The sequence below is a fragment of the Nostoc sp. FACHB-152 genome, from assembly GCF_014697475.1.
In the GTDB taxonomy this organism is placed as follows: domain Bacteria; phylum Cyanobacteriota; class Cyanobacteriia; order Cyanobacteriales; family Nostocaceae; genus Nostoc_B.
The window spans coordinates 146666-161841 of sequence record NZ_JACJRV010000003.1; the positions used below are offsets into that span (position 1 = coordinate 146666).

At 39.4% G+C, this 15176-nt stretch carries 13 protein-coding genes; 4 read left to right on the plus strand and 9 right to left on the minus strand.

The window, feature by feature from the left end:
- Positions 1 to 64: 64 nt before the first annotated feature.
- Positions 65 to 2482, minus strand: coding sequence for an MASE1 domain-containing protein (locus tag H6G76_RS04465; RefSeq protein ID WP_190695937.1), 2418 nt, complete (start codon positions 2480 to 2482; stop codon positions 65 to 67).
- Between the two features lie 487 nt (positions 2483 to 2969).
- Between H6G76_RS04465 and acsF the strand changes: the two genes are divergently transcribed.
- A complete protein-coding gene (gene acsF, locus H6G76_RS04470) occupies positions 2970 to 4046 on the plus strand; it encodes a magnesium-protoporphyrin IX monomethyl ester (oxidative) cyclase (protein WP_190695940.1) in 1077 nt (358 codons plus the stop codon).
- 136 nt (positions 4047 to 4182) lie between these two features.
- On the opposite strand, the gene H6G76_RS04475 is transcribed toward acsF, so the two are convergent.
- Both H6G76_RS04475 and H6G76_RS04480 read right to left on the minus strand, forming a co-directional pair.
- Complete coding sequence (locus H6G76_RS04475; protein WP_190695943.1) at positions 4183 to 4605, minus strand: GNAT family N-acetyltransferase; 423 nt, start codon at positions 4603 to 4605, stop codon at positions 4183 to 4185.
- A gap of 2 nt (positions 4606 to 4607) precedes the next feature.
- Entirely contained in the window at positions 4608 to 5501 is an 894-nt protein-coding gene (locus tag H6G76_RS04480; protein WP_190695946.1) for an oxaloacetate decarboxylase, read from the minus strand.
- A 754-nt stretch (positions 5502 to 6255) separates the two neighbouring features.
- On the opposite strand from H6G76_RS04480, the gene H6G76_RS04485 reads away from it, so the two are divergent.
- Positions 6256 to 7674 carry a DUF4114 domain-containing protein gene (locus H6G76_RS04485; protein ID WP_190695949.1) on the plus strand — a complete coding sequence of 473 codons (1419 nt, stop codon included), beginning with the start codon at positions 6256 to 6258 and terminating at the stop codon, positions 7672 to 7674.
- 96 nt (positions 7675 to 7770) lie between these two features.
- Here the strand turns inward: H6G76_RS04485 and H6G76_RS04490 are convergent, their stop codons facing one another.
- Together H6G76_RS04490 and H6G76_RS04495 are read right to left on the minus strand one after the other, a co-directional pair.
- Positions 7771 to 9447 (minus strand): sodium:solute symporter family protein, encoded by a 1677-nt coding sequence (locus H6G76_RS04490; RefSeq protein WP_190695953.1) that lies wholly within the window; start codon positions 9445 to 9447, stop codon positions 7771 to 7773.
- Between the two features lie 9 nt (positions 9448 to 9456).
- Complete coding sequence (locus H6G76_RS04495) at positions 9457 to 9708, minus strand: DUF4212 domain-containing protein (RefSeq protein WP_190696440.1); 252 nt, start codon at positions 9706 to 9708, stop codon at positions 9457 to 9459.
- A 520-nt stretch (positions 9709 to 10228) separates the two neighbouring features.
- On the opposite strand from H6G76_RS04495, the gene H6G76_RS04500 reads away from it, so the two are divergent.
- Complete coding sequence (locus tag H6G76_RS04500; RefSeq protein ID WP_190695956.1) at positions 10229 to 10837, plus strand: site-2 protease family protein; 609 nt, start codon at positions 10229 to 10231, stop codon at positions 10835 to 10837.
- A 43-nt stretch (positions 10838 to 10880) separates the two neighbouring features.
- On the opposite strand, the gene H6G76_RS04505 is transcribed toward H6G76_RS04500, so the two are convergent.
- Positions 10881 to 12101, minus strand: coding sequence for a hypothetical protein (locus H6G76_RS04505; protein WP_190695959.1), 1221 nt, complete (start codon positions 12099 to 12101; stop codon positions 10881 to 10883).
- 497 nt (positions 12102 to 12598) lie between these two features.
- On the opposite strand from H6G76_RS04505, the gene H6G76_RS04510 reads away from it, so the two are divergent.
- Complete coding sequence (locus H6G76_RS04510) at positions 12599 to 13219, plus strand: CBS domain-containing protein (protein ID WP_190695972.1); 621 nt, start codon at positions 12599 to 12601, stop codon at positions 13217 to 13219.
- 50 nt (positions 13220 to 13269) lie between these two features.
- Here H6G76_RS04510 and gatC read toward each other — a convergent pair whose 3' ends face one another.
- The 3 genes from gatC to H6G76_RS04525 all read right to left on the minus strand — a co-directional run bounded on the left by gatC (position 13270) and on the right by H6G76_RS04525 (position 15003).
- Positions 13270 to 13563 carry an Asp-tRNA(Asn)/Glu-tRNA(Gln) amidotransferase subunit GatC gene (gene gatC / locus H6G76_RS04515; RefSeq protein ID WP_190695976.1) on the minus strand — a complete coding sequence of 98 codons (294 nt, stop codon included), beginning with the start codon at positions 13561 to 13563 and terminating at the stop codon, positions 13270 to 13272.
- Between the two features lie 101 nt (positions 13564 to 13664).
- Positions 13665 to 14186, minus strand: a complete 522-nt coding sequence (locus H6G76_RS04520) for a photosystem I assembly protein Ycf3 (RefSeq protein WP_190695979.1) — start codon at positions 14184 to 14186, stop codon at positions 13665 to 13667.
- A gap of 115 nt (positions 14187 to 14301) precedes the next feature.
- Positions 14302 to 15003, minus strand: coding sequence for an SOS response-associated peptidase (locus H6G76_RS04525; RefSeq protein WP_190695982.1), 702 nt, complete (start codon positions 15001 to 15003; stop codon positions 14302 to 14304).
- Positions 15004 to 15176 lie beyond the last annotated feature (173 nt).

Below are 15176 nucleotides of genomic sequence, written 5' to 3' on the forward strand. Positions count from 1 at the left end.
GCAGTAAACAGTAAACAGACTGGAGAGTCTTTTAACCTGAGGACATCTGAAGAATTAGGAACATTTAGGGATTAGCCAAATATTCTTTGATAAACTCCCGTAATGGATTAAGTTGAAAGTTCTCTGCTAAGTGAATTAATTTCTGAGCGAAAGGAACCAAAGTATGATCCTGCTGTTTCATTTGATTGGCTTGGTCTACAATTCCGTAAACATCGCCTTTTTTTACCAACTGATACAGATGGTTTAATACTTCTAGTGCTGGCGGGGCGATCGCTTCTGCTAACATCGGATCTGGTGAGGAGGCGATCGCTTGGTCTGATATTTCTTGATACACCCATTCCAATTGTAGATACTTGCAAAGCAGATCTAGCAGACTGTCCATTTGCACAGGTTTTGGCAAAAAGGCATTCGCTCCGACATCCAAACTTTTGTATTGATCTGTCTCAAACACACTGGCAGAAGAGGCAAGAACGACCACATTCTTGAGTTGGGGCGACTGTCGCAGATGTTTGATTAATTCCAAGCCATGCATCACAGGCATTATAAGGTCGGTAATAATTAAGTCAGGTTGCCATTGCATCGCCTGATCTAACCCTTCTTGACCGTTACTTGCCTCAGCGAGTTCAAAACCAATCGGTGCAAGCAAATTCACAATTACAGAGCGGTTTTCCCATTTGTCATCCACAACTAAGATTTTTTGCTTTCTGCCTTGATATCCCGAAATTATGCCTTGCTGTGATAACCTTGCTGCTTCTGCCCAATCAGGAACATTAGGTAACTCCACCTCAAACCAGAAACTAGTGCCTTTACCTAGCTCACTTTGTACCTCAATTTGGCTGTTCATCAACGAAACAATTTTTGAGCTAATTGCCAATCCTAAACCTGTACCTTCAGCTTGTTTCTTAATATCTCCTACTTGCTCAAAAGGTAGGAAAATTTTCTCTACTTGTTCTTTTGCCATCCCCACCCCTGTGTCTTCCACCTCAAACCGAATTTTGTAAATTGCAGATTGTTCTTGGGCTTGGTTGACAACTGGTTGAGATGTGATCCGAAAAACTACGCTGCCTTTATCGGTAAACTTAATAGCATTTCCAAGCAGGTTGATTAAAACCTGTCGCAGGCGCTTTTCATCAGCCCGAACGCCTACAGGTAGTCGAGCATCGCCTTGGTAAATAAATGAAATACCTTTTTGTTCGGCACGGATGCGACAAATTTCAGTAACGCCTTCAAGAAAGGATGGAAAATGAAACTCAATAGGATGGAGTTCCATTTTTTGGGCTTCGATTTTGGAGAGATCTAAAACATCGTTGATCAGGGTTAACAGGTGGGAACCACACTGATAGATGATATCGATGCCGTGAAACCCAGGCTCTGTTAAGGGTTCTGAACGACGGAGAATTTGAGCATAGCCAAGTATACCGTTAAGTGGAGTTCTCAACTCATGGCTCATGTTGGCGAGAAACTCGCTTTTGGCTTTATTGGCACTATCGGCAGCGACTTTAGCTGCATCGGCAGTTTCTAATGCTTGACTTAGCTGTTGGGTGCGTTCTTGTACCCTTTGCTCTAGGTCATCATTTGTCCTTTTGAGTGTTGCTTGTGCTTTGCGGTTTTCATTAATGACAGCGCAAAGGATAAAGGTAGTGATGGCCACAACGCCAATAAAAGATTGTAATAGTAACAGCGATTGATTGACCGACCCCAGTTTTGCAAATGCTCCTACACCACGAGCCGTAGTAAAAACTGCGATCGCTGACACAATAACTACAAGTAAAGTCGATTCTCGTTGTCCAAACCGAAACGCTGACCAAATTAACAGTGGAACTATCATGTACTCTACAGGATACCCTTGCCAAAAGGTAATTCGACTGATGGTAATTAAAGATAACAGCAGCAGTGCTAATTCAATAATTTTGTCTCGGTTGAGCCGTTCTTGTTTCCCTGATTTTTGGAACCATGTTAATAGCATTGGTGTGACAACAAGTGCGCCGCCAATAAGTGCTGTAAACCAACTCCGCCAGAGTTCTGCATAAGCAGTCCAAGGAGTGATGTTACGTAGACAAAGTGTGGTTGCGGCAAGGGTGGTTCCTACGACTGGAGTAGGCACTAAAAGTACTAAAAATTTGAAAGTATCACCAGATCGCTCTAATATATTGCGGTGTTTAATCAAACGATTGATCAAAAAACTTGCTACCAAGGAGTCAACGGTATCCCAAACAGAGATAAGGCTACTTGCCAGAAGGTCATTAGGATACAAGTGTACATACTCGGCAATGATGTCGCCGAAGAAAATTACAGGCCAAATTCGATATCCCAGTAATAAAAAACTAGCTAAAAAAAGACCTGCTGAAGGCCAAATAGCGGCTGATCCATTTTCAAAGGACATCGACACAGATACTTTGCAAAGGTAGAAGTGCATCAAGGGAATTATCAAAGATGCTATAAGTATTTTCCGCCCTGAGAACAATTTATATTTCCACTTCATGAGGCTGAGGCTGCACAAGAACAACTGATAGCGAATGTAGTAAATTTATAGTTCCCAAAAATAAATACAGTGTTTAACTATGATGTAAATTTAGTTACAGATACTTAAAAAGATATTTTTTTAGTTAGCAAATATACATATTAATTCTGTAGAGATGTAGCATTGCTTAGTCTCTCTTGAGCAAAAAATATGTTTTTCTTTTAAAAGAAATTGGTATAACCAGGACTTACGCAGAGAGGCGAAAAATCACCTTTTTGGGAAAGAGTTCAGGTGTGTAGAACTGTAGGTATTTCAAATACTTACACCCTGACGCTAGATTTCAAAAACTAATATTTGTGCGCCAGCCCTGACTTATACAAACTCTACGCAAAAGGTCTTTCAAGTCTGTTTACTGCTATATACCGCTTTTCAATAATTTAACTGATGTGGAATTAATAAAATTTATGCTTATATAACTATTGAAAGATAAAACAACATAAGGAGTCTCATGGTCAATACAGTTGCAACTCCAGAGCCTCAATTGCTGAAGCCAGGTATTAAAGCACCTGTTCAAGAAACATTATTAACACCTCGGTTTTATACCACTGACTTTGATGCGGTGGCGAAATTAGATATATCGACCAATGAGACTGAAATCAGGGCTATTATTGAGGAATTGCGTGCTGACTACAACCGCCATCACTTTGTACGTGATGATGAGTTTAAGCAAACATGGGATCACATTACAGGGGAAAAACGCCGCGCGTTTATTGACTTTTTAGAACGCTCTTGTACTTCGGAGTTTTCTGGATTTCTGCTGTTTAAAGAATTATCCCGTCGTCTGAAAAAAAATAACCCTCTACTATCCCAAGCTTTTGAATACTTGGCGCGAGATGAAGCACGCCATGCAGGATTTTTGAATAAATCAATGGCAGATTTGAACCTTTCTCTAGATTTAAACTTTTTAACTAAGAACCGCACATATACCTTTTTCCCGCCAGAGTGGATTATTTACACAGTTTACCTATCGGAGAAAATTGGTTATTGGCGGTATATTTTAGTGCATCAGCATATGCAGGAGCATCCTGAATATCAGTTTTATCCGTTGTTCCGGAAATTTGAGAGTTGGTGTCAAGACGAAAATCGCCACGGAGATTTCTTTAAAGCATTGTTGCGATCGCAACCCAAACTATGGAAAGATTGGAAAGCAAAACTCTGGGTGCGGTTTTTCTTATTAACTGTGTTTGCTACCCATACAATGACAGTATTTGAACGGGCATCATTCTACGAAACTATTGGTATTCATCCCCGCAAATACAACAACAGAGTTATTCAAGAAACCAACAACACCTCTGCACGGGCGTTTCCCCTCATCTTAAATACAAATCACCCCGAATTTTTCTGGCGTTTAGAACAGTGTTCCGAAAATAACTTGAAAATTGCGGCAATTCAACGAAATAACTTACCCGGTTTTGTGAAATTCTTCCAAAAAATTCCGCCAATTATTGCGATCGTTTGGCATATGCTACAGCTATATCTGATCAAGCCAATTGAAACAGAAGCAACACGCGGCACAGTTCTTTAATTGCTGTATAGCAGGTAACAGGTGATAGGCAACAGGTTACAGGGTTAAAAGCCTATTGGTGTCTGAGTTTTATCTTCTGTTAATGTTCTAACCACCTTGGCTATTTTTATATATTTCACTCTGCGTAAATCATACATTAGCGATCGCTGCCTAAATATATCCACATTGGTTCGGTTTTACCAGCACGCTGAAAACCACATTTTTTATAAAAATAGAGGGCGTTGCTATCTGCAATTAAGATTTGTTGATGAAAGCCTGCGTAACGTGTTGTTAGACGCTGGATAATGCCACTACCGATACCTTGTCGTTGATAATCAGGCAAAACTAGCAAATGTGGGTAATAAACAACTAAAAAACCGTCAGAAATAGCATTACCCAAACCAACTAACTTGTCTCCATCCCAAGCAGAAATCAGCGAGTCAGAGTTCATTAAACCTTTGTAGAGTAAATCTGGCTTTTCTGAGGATGACCAATAATTAGCTTTATACAAAGCAATAATACTATCTTGCTCAATCTCGCGCGTATCTTTAAACTCAATTTCTGCTTGGGCTGTCTTCATTGCTAGATATTATTCGATATTGATGTGTCCTTTCTTATGGCAAACTTCTGTTCCATTTGCAGAAATTGCGGAACGCCGACAAGTTCTTGAAAATCTTGAAAGTTCACCAAGTCAGTAAAATTAGCTGTAGTTCCCTGTTCTTTGAGTTGGCGGAAGCAAGTTGAGATGACTTGTGTGGCTGCAAACAAACCAGTCAGTGGGAAGAACACAATTTTGTAACCTAACTGTTGTAACTCAAAAGCAGAAAGTTGGGGAGTTTTGCCACCTTCAACAATGTTGGCTACTAATGGGATATCAGGAAAAGCAGAGGCGATCGCTTTTAATTCTTCCACAGATTGCGGTGCTTCTACGAATAGTATATCTGCTCCGGCGGCAATGTAAGCACGACCACGGGCGATCGCTTCCTCTAAACCCAGTGGCGCACGCGCATCAGTCCGAGCGATAATTACCAAGCCGCTATCACCACGCGCCTCAACAGCAGCACGAATTTTTCCGGCGTGTTCTGCGGTGGGGATGACTCGCTTTCCTTCAAAATGACCGCACTTTTTTGGCCATTCTTGGTCTTCCAAGAGTACCCCAGCCACACCCAACTGCACAGCATCCTTAATAGTCCGCATCACATTCAGCGCATTGCCATAACCAGTATCCAAATCAGCAATTAAGGGTACACTTACTGACTGAGCAATTCGCCCTACACTATAAAGGATTTCTGTAGCTGTGAGGAAACCGTAATCAGGCACACCTAAGGTAGACGCAGCAATCCCAAAACCACTAGTAGCAATCACATCAAAACCGATATTTTCTGCCAGTTTGGCACTTAGACAGTCATAAACACCAGGAATGATCATAATTTCAGGACGTACAAGTAACTGCCGCAGTTTTTGGCTATGAGACATAAATTAGATAGGTAGTTGGACAAAATTTAATTTTTTGGAATAAAAAATCAACAAGAAGCAATGTATGTAATCAATCAGATGTTCCAGATAAAGCTTGCATATTTAGTGGTGTTTACTGTTGACTGTAAATTCTAATTTATTACAGTCCTGAGCAAATAAAAGCTAAATTTTATTTTTTGAACAGATAAAATATATTTGTCGCGCTTGCGTTCTACTCAAAGCACCACAAGGGTTTTGATTCCCTATTTGCAGCGATTTTATGTAAATTAATTTACTTTTTTAGGAACCAACTATATTCGACTACGGCTTTTTAAACATCCTCTAAATTTTCTCAGTAATTTCTCACTAAAAATATTCATTTCCAGGCTGGCATAAGCTTTTATCTATCATTTTTATAATTAATTTTAATTAAAATCAAACAAATACTGATATAACTCTTCTTAACTGAAAACTTCTAGAGAATCTCTTATGTATTTTCACTATATTTAGTGTCTAACCATTTGCCAGAAAATAATAATTGCATCAATTTTTTTTATTCTCAGACTCTTTTCCGCTCCATTAATAAAGAGTTTGCAAAAACTAATCTTAACTGTAGACGTTCAAAACATAATTGCGTTACAAAGTATTTACCCAGAAAAAAGCCGCTCCCATACAACCAGTTTTATCCAATACTTATCAAGTTAATGATTTTTAGTTCATGACTTGAATACAAAACAAAAAATAACATCAGGTGCAATTACTTAATAGGACATTTATGAACAGAATTTGCGTTGGGTTGATGGCTGCTACTTTCAGTTTTACGCTTTCCACGGTAGCTTCAGCAAGTGCAACAACTTCTAATACTACATCTACAAAAGTCACTCCAATTCAAGAAGCTATCAAAGAAGCATCAGTGGCTGCTCAAAAAGTAAAAGAAAGTGCAGAAGCTCTTAAAAAAGCAGAAGACGCTCTCAAAATTGCTACCCAAGCTGCAACAACGGCTAAACAAAGTGCTAACAAAGCTCTTAGTGTAGCAGAACAGGCATTCCAAAAAGCAGACGCAGATTTTAATACAGCTAAATTAGCTGCTGATACTGCTGCAAAAAATCTAGCTGATGCTAAAACATCTGTTGATACTGCTACCAAAAATTTTGCTAATGCAAAAACACTAGAGGCGGCTGCTAAAACTAAAACTGAAAAAGACTTAGCACAAAAAGCAGTTAAGGATGCAACTACAAACTTGAATGCTGCTAATACAAAGCTGAACGATGCTAATAACAAATTTAATTCTGCAAATACTAAGTTAAATGACGCGACAACTAAGCGTAGTGCAGCTGAACAAGTTAAAAATCAAGCCAGCTTACAAGCAAAGACAGTGACTGAGAACGCAGATAACTCTGTTAAAGCGGCAGATGATTTTAAAAATCAAGCTAAATTAACAGCAGATAACGCCGTTCAGTATTTTTTAAAAGCCCAAGAAGAGGCTAAAAAAGCTAGTGACTGGAGTACAATGAAGCGGCTGACCATTAAAGATAGGTCAGAAGATAAAAATTTCTTACCTTTAATTCCTCAGTTTCAAGCTTTAGTTCAAAAAGAAAGAGTCGGAATTTCTGCTGATAAAGTAGAGGCACAAAAATTAGACTTTACTCAGCTATTTCTCAAACAAAAACACAATGTGCGTGTTTGGTTTATCAATGAAGGTGCTAGCTATAGAAATCAGTTAGCTTATGAAGCAATTAAAGGTGAAAAATATGATAAAGGCATGATTTTTGAAGATGTCTCTTGTAACAGCACAAGAAATAAGTGCCAATTAGGAGAGAAGGATGGTGTTTTAGATATTGGTGATTTTGTAGACTTGGGTAGTTTTAAGGCTGGTACACAGCTGAATTTCTTACTCAAAGCCGATGGTTATAGCAAAACATCAAGAAATGGCGATATTTATGGTGCAGATGCTTCTCTCAACCCAGATGGTTTACAGCACCTAATGGCTTGGAAAGTGGGCAATTACTTGATGATGGGTTTTGAAGATTTACGCAAGGGTGGCGATAAAGACTATAACGATACTGTATTTGTTATGGACTTCGGCAAAAATAATTTCAAAACTGCTGCGGTACCAGAACCTTCAGCTACACTCCCACTATTAGGTTTAGGCGCATTGGGGATGTTGAAGTTGCGTCGTCGTCGAGTTAATTAGACTTCTTGCAGAAGTCGGGAAAAGGGTAAGGGGGAAAGGGGAAAGGGATAAGACAAAACCCTTTCCCTTTTACCTTATCCCTTTCCCCCTCTTGGTTTAATGTTGAGGTATTTCTTGGTCTTCTTCAATGGAAGGAGAACGTAATTCTTCTACCATCGCCTGAATCTCTTCTGGTGGCGGTGGTGTGAGGCGAGACACAACTAAGGTTACTACTAAGTTTATTAGCATCCCCAAAGTGCCGATGCCTTCCGGAGAAACGCCAAAAAACCAAGGTTGCATACCAAAAAACTTCACGCCCATGATGTAGATAATTGTAAAAATTAAACCTGTTAACATCCCAGCGATCGCACCTTCTGCATTGGTACGTTTATCAAAAATACCCAGGACAATCACCGGGAAGAAACTAGCAGCAGCTAACCCGAAAGCAAAAGCTACCACCTGACTCACAAATCCTGGTGGATTTACCCCAAAGTACCCAGCCAGAACTAGGGAAAAACCAACCATGATACGCCCAACAAATACGCGTTTGCGTTCCGAAGCACCGGAATCTAAAATCCGGTAATAAATATCGTGGGCGACAGAACTGGAAATTACCAACAACAAACCTGATGCTGTAGACAAAGCTGCTGCTAAACCACCAGCCGCAACCAAAGCAATTACCCAAGGCGCAAGTTTAGCAACTTCTGGAGTAGATAGCACAATGATATCAGGGTCAATCTTAATCTCACTGGTATCTTTATTTGGCGTTAATTGCAGACGACCATCTTTATTTTTATCGTCAAAAGCCAACAGTCCTGTTTTTTCCCACTTATTTGCCCAGTCTAGCTGTTGCACTTCTGCTACTGTTTTATTTTGCAGGGAATCTATTAAGTTATAGCGTGCAAACATCGAAAGGGCGGGAGCCGTGGTATAAAGAATTGCTATAAATAACAATGCCCAACCTGCCGAAAAACGTGCCGCACGTACACTTGGTACAGTGTAAAACCGGACGATGATATGGGGTAAACCAGCAGTACCTACCATGAGTGCAATAGTTGTGAACAATACATCCAGCATGGACTTGTTCACAAATGGCTGGGTATACTCTTGAAATCCTAAATCAACTTGAATTTGATTGAGTTTGCTGGCAACATCACTAAAGGTAAAGGCTAATTGCGGAATCGGATTACCAGTTAATAACCAAGCGATCGCTACAGCCGGAATCAAGTAAGCCAAAATTAATACAAAATATTGGGCGACTTGCGTCCAAGTAATGCCTTTCATCCCGCCTAGCACTGCAAAAAAGCCGACAATCACCATACCGATGATTACGCCTGTGTTGATGTCTACTTGTAGGAAGCGGCTAAACACAATGCCTACACCGCGCATTTGACCGGCAACATAAGTCAGAGATACAAAAATCGCCGCAACCACAGCTACCAACCGCGCCACATTTGAGTAATAGCGATCGCCTACAAAATCCGGTACTGTATACTTACCAAATTTTCGTAGGTAGGGAGCCAATAACAACGCCAGCAGCACATAGCCACCAGTCCAACCCATCAAATAAATTGAACCGTCGTAGCCCAAAAAAGAAATTAGTCCCGCCATTGAAATAAACGAAGCAGCCGACATCCAATCGGCGGCGGTAGCTGCACCATTAGCAATTGAAGGTATCCCCTGACCAGCAATAAAGAAATCTTTACTATTTTCGACTCGTGATTGCCAACCAATATAAATATAGAGGAGGAAAGAAAGTCCAACTATTAAAATCGTCCAAAGTTCAACTGACACTATTTTTTCTCACTTTTTATTATATTTGCGGTCTATCTTGTCCATTTGAAAGGCGTAAATAAAAATCAATGCCACAAAAATGATGATTGACCCCTGCTGCGCCATCCAAAAGCCAAAAGGTACGCCAAAAAAACGTATTCCATTTAACGGTTGAACCAATAAAATACTAAAAACTAGAGAAACCAACGCCCAAACAATTAAAAGATTACGAATTAAAGCAGTATTAGCACGCCAATAAGAACGGCGTTGATGATCATCCATTGTCGTTTGCCGTAAGTGCATCAAAATGATATCAAGATGTCACCATACTTCTTTCTAATACTTAATATTATTTTTACTAAATTCTCAGTATTTCAAGCTAATGGTAGTGAAAATTACTTATATACGCAGTAATTACAAAAAATACCATTAGCTATTATTGTCTAACTTTAGTTTGCTATTTTATAATAAATATTACCTAAAAATTTAACAAATTGCGTATTTATAACTAAGTAAAAAAATAAATATATTATATTAAATGCTTAACGAAATAACAGTTTTAGCATATTAGCTAATTAGATAAATTCTGGTTATCACAAAAAATATACTAAGAAATACAGTGGTTGTTTAAGTGTCTTTTTAATAGCATTTGTATCAATAGACTGATATAACTACAGACGGTTTATCACAAAAATATCATGATTTGCGATCGCCTGTTTTGGGCTAAAAATCACCTTATTTTATTCATGTAGCCATTAATTAGCGTCTATTTCAGCCTTACTCATACCACAAACCATCATTTATGTTTATCAGGACACTCACCACCGACCCAATTTATTTTTTTCGCATAGTTGCAATTCTCATATTTTCTATCTGTTTGCACGAACTTGCTCACGGTTGGGCAGCGATGAGTCAGGGAGATAACACCCCGCAAAAAACTGGTCATCTCACCCTAAACCCTGTTGTTCATATGGGTTGGGAGTCTATTATTTTTCTTTGCTTTACAGGTATTGCTTGGGGTCAAATGCCCGTTAACCCCTCTAAATTTCGCTTTGCAAAACTCAGCAATATTTTAGTATCCGCAGCTGGGCCACTATTAAATCTTGCACTAGGTCTTGTATTCGTAGTGCTATTAAAAATTTTTTCTCACTCTAATGCGTCAGAACTATTAAGCTTAGACTTTCTTTATTTAGCAGCGCGAATAAATTTGGCATTATTTCTGTTCAACCTTCTACCAATTCCACCTCTTGATGGCTTTCATGTTTTTAGCGAAATTTTTCCTCAATTGAAGCCTTTAGAAAATACCAATTTTGGGATATTTGCAATGATGCTACTCTTCTTGATTCCTGGTGTGGGTATAGGCCTCAGCACTATTGCCAATTTATTTATATATGCAGTAGTCGCTATTTAAATATTTTTAAAACCTCCTCTTAAATTAGACTAGCTATTTAGTCTTAATAACCATTTCCCTGAACGCCACCTGTAGACTGACCTGGAACGTAAAAATTAGACTGTCGTAGCTGATTTCTTATATAGTCATATCTTGAGTTTGTATAACTGGCTGGTGTTGGTGGTGTAATTTGATTTGAATTGATATTTGGATAGACAGGCTGGACAGAGTAAGGTTGAGTATTAGTAGGTGCAGATGGAGTAACAGGCTGTGTTACAGCCGATGCTGGTACTTGGTAAGGTAATGGCTGAACAGGATTGTTGTAAGAATTCGGTAAATAGTTTGGTACAGTTGGCTGAATATAGCCTGTGCTGTTATTTAAGTTTGTGTTAGGTATATAAGTTGGGTTATTAGTAGATAAATTTTGGGGAACTCCGTTATAAGAAGTTTGCCCTGCTGGGTTACTCAAAATTGCAGTCCCACTATTGTTAGATAAATTCTGGGGAACTCCGTTATAAGAAGCTTGCCCTGCTGGGTTACTCAAAATTGCAGTTCCACTATTGTTAGATAAATTCTGGGGAACTCCATTGTAGGAATTTTGTACCAAAACATTACTAGGAGTAGAAACTCCACCATTTGAGTTAGAAAGTGTTGGCGTTGACGATGGTGGCAGAATTGAAGTTGAAGAACTAATTGAGTTGTAGGAATTTGTTGGGCTTTGATTAACTCCATTACTTACTGTGTTGGGGCTTACTGTAACTCCTTGAGGCTGTGACGACGTAGTTAAAGACTGAGTGTTGCTATTTTGTGTGCTGAACTTTAACAGGTTTTCGGTTTGTGTAATAAAAGGATTTCTCTCATCAGATGAAGATGAGTTATTGTTGATGTCTAAACTAGGAGTTAATTTAGTATTTTTAGCAGACTTTTGTTGACTCATTAAATATTGTAAAAAGTCCTTACCCTGATTTGTCTTGGAGTTGTCTTTAGGGGAAAGAATTTTGATTGGCCCAGTTGCTTGTTGAACATCATTATAAAGAACTGGTAAATTATCAATATCTGCTGCGATCGCTTTATCTTCAGCCGACAGGGAATCATCGGTTTTCTGTGTAGTAACTTCGCTGTTTTGCTTACCAATAAACGCATCTGGGTTAGACCAGTATTCTCTAATGACCAGCCCTAGCACAGATAAAAAAATTGCTGTTCCCCAAAAGGCAGGTCTGCTAAGATTCCGTAACCTGGCTTTGAGATAACGTAAGTTGGCGGGTGGATAATGACGATTTGACATGGCCGAGTTTCAAGGATTACTGGTAGATGTTATACCTGAGTGCAAACTTACAGCAAGCATCAATTGTGTAGTGCTTTTGCTTGACTGTTAGCAGAACGTTTTAGCCGCAGTTAGATGCTGCTGTGATCATCGTAGCTTGATCACGGATAAACTATGACATCTAGAGAATAAAATTTCATACTTTACATTCCATATTGTTTTGCTCACTAACACCTGCCACCCATATACCCCTACACCTAGTCTCAACCTTTGATTTTTCGTTTCACTGCGTAACTCCTAAATATGATTATCACGATATTTTACGCTTCGGTTACTTTCGATAACATCATGAATTGAAACCTGGACTAATTTATTGTTGTGGCTGGGCAATTTTCAAAACAAGGGAATAGGGAGTGGGGAGTAGAGAGTAGTGGCTAGGGAATAGACCCCTATTTCCTCTGCACCTTGTCTACCCTGCCTCTTCTACCTCGCCTGATATTTACCAGGAGACTACAGCAATGATGAAAGCTGAAGATATCATGACCAAGGATGTAATTACCATTCGCGGGTCGGCAAGCGTCGCTGAAGCAGTTCGGCTGATGAAGGAAAAAAACTTGCGTGCCTTGGTTGTGGATCGTCGCTATGATAATGATGCCTATGGCATGATTAGTGAAACAGACATTGTTTATAAAGTAATAGCTTACGGTAAAGATCCCAAGCAAGTACGGGTTTATGAAATTATGAGCAAACCCTGCATTGTTGTCAATCCTGAGTTGAGCGTGGAATATGTGGCGCGGTTATTTGCCAACACAGGTATCCGTAGAGCACCAGTTATTCAGGGTAAGCTGTTAGGCATTATCTCAATTACCGATATTCTAACCAAGAGTAATTTTGTGGAAGCTCCAACAGCACCTAGGTTGGAGGAAAAAATTCAAAAATCTATAGCAGCAGCACGGGCCATTTGTACCCAATATGGTGCTTATTCTAAAGCCTGTGCTGCTGCTTGGGATGAAGTAGAAGAGTTACAGGCAGAAGCCGCCCATCAAAAAGCTGAGGGCATGGTTTCGGCTAAAGTTTCTTTTGAAGAATACTGTCGAGAAAATCCCAATGCGCCTGAATGCCGGAATTATAAACCTTGAAATTATGAAGTCTGAAAAATAAATTTCATACTTCATACTTTCCTACTTTCCTACTCTTCGCTGTTGAGGATTTTCGGGACTTTAAAAAATTCACCTTCTTGTTCAGGCGCACTGTTGAGAATGGCATCGCGCTCAGGATAAGGCTGCAATTCATCCTCTCTGGTTACATTGCTGACATCGATTGCTCGTGTAGTTGGTGGCACATCGCTAACATCTAATTCACTCAGCTGTTCTACATAATCCAAAATATTTCCTAGCTGAGTGGTAAATTGCTCTTCTTCTTCTGGTGTTAAGTCTAACCGAGCGAGAAGAGCTACTTTATGAACTTGGTCACGATCAATCATGGTTTGGTTATAAGTCAATAGTCAAAAGTCCATAGTCAAGAGTCAATAGTCTATTGTTTTCGCTGATTATTAACAATTGACCATTGACTAATGACCATTGACTAAAAGAATACGTCAATTTGCATCCGCCCAGTGGTTTTCAGCCAGTTTTGAGCTTCAATATAGTTATTGGGAGCCATACGAATGGCTCTAATCCAATAATCTGCGGCTTGGTCAAACAGGGCTTCACCACCGTCATGATCTCCAGCTTCTTTAGCTTTTTCGCCTTGGTAATGATAAATTACGGCGATGTTATTCAAGGCTTGGGGTATGCGTGGGTTGATTTCAATTGCTCGGTGATAAAGTTCTAAAGCTTTCAGATGATCACCGTTACTGGCGTAAATTAGCCCCATGTTATAGAAAATATAACTGCGATCGTTAGGGTCTTCTTCTAGGGTTAGGGCTTCTTCATAATACTCTAATGCTTCGGCGTATTCTCCTTCTGCCTGTGCCGACATTCCATCTCGGTAATAAACAAATGCTTCTTTAGCTTTTCTGTTAGTTGGCAGAATCTTCAGAATGATATCCGCCATTACTGTAAAAGATTTGTCAATAAAGTTATCGTTTTTCTGTGTTCTTGGCATAACTGCCTCTATGGTTGTACAGCTACTAGCTCAAAAGATGCTCTTGGGAATTTAGTAACCCCAGACAAAAACTTCTGATATTAATTTTCGCTTGTGTGCCATCAGCACTCAATAGTTAATTTAACTGATTTGGCAGGTCATTCTCCTGACTAAGGGGGATAATACATTCTGGGCTGTTATGCTGAGGGCTGTTAACCAAGCTACTAACTGGGTAGGCTGTCATGGCCTCAGCCGGATAGGAATCTAGTAGTGACTGTAGTTTCTCTGGTGTTTGCACTTGAGTATCTAACCATAAATCATAATCTTCGGGAGCCAGAATAACTGGCATACGATCATGGATTGGTGCTAGTAATTTATTAGCTGTGGTTGTCATAATCGTACAAGAGGCAATTTCTTCTCCTTCTGGTGAGTGCCATATATCCCACAACCCGGCAAAACCAAAAGGTTGCCCATCTTGAAGCCGAAAATAAAAGGGCTGTTTTTTACCTTGTTGCTTTTGCCATTCATAAAAGCCATCAGCGATTACTAAACAGCGTCGGCGTTTAAAAGCGGATCTAAATGCTGGTTTTTCTGCCACTGTTTCTGCCCTAGCATTGATCAGCTTTACTCCCATTTTTGCATCTTTTGCCCAACTAGGAATCAATCCCCAACGTAACTGTTGAAATTCATACTGCTTACTTGTGGGGTTTTGTAGTACGGTTGGCACGATTTGTGTAGGTGCAATGTTGTATTGGGCAGCTAAATCTGGAATTTGCTGGATATGGAAAACCTTCTCTAGAAGGGCAGTTGGCTGATTTAATGTAAATCTTCCACACATATTTTTATGTTAACCCCTTGAATTAAATTAAACATTTGAAGTTTATAAAGTCTAGTAATTGTTAACTTTTTGTTTTTTATTTATTCAGATAAATCTAGTTTTTATGAAGATGCATAAAAGAGAGATGATGATCCTGTTTCTTGGAAAAAATTTTGTAAAATATTGTATTCTAG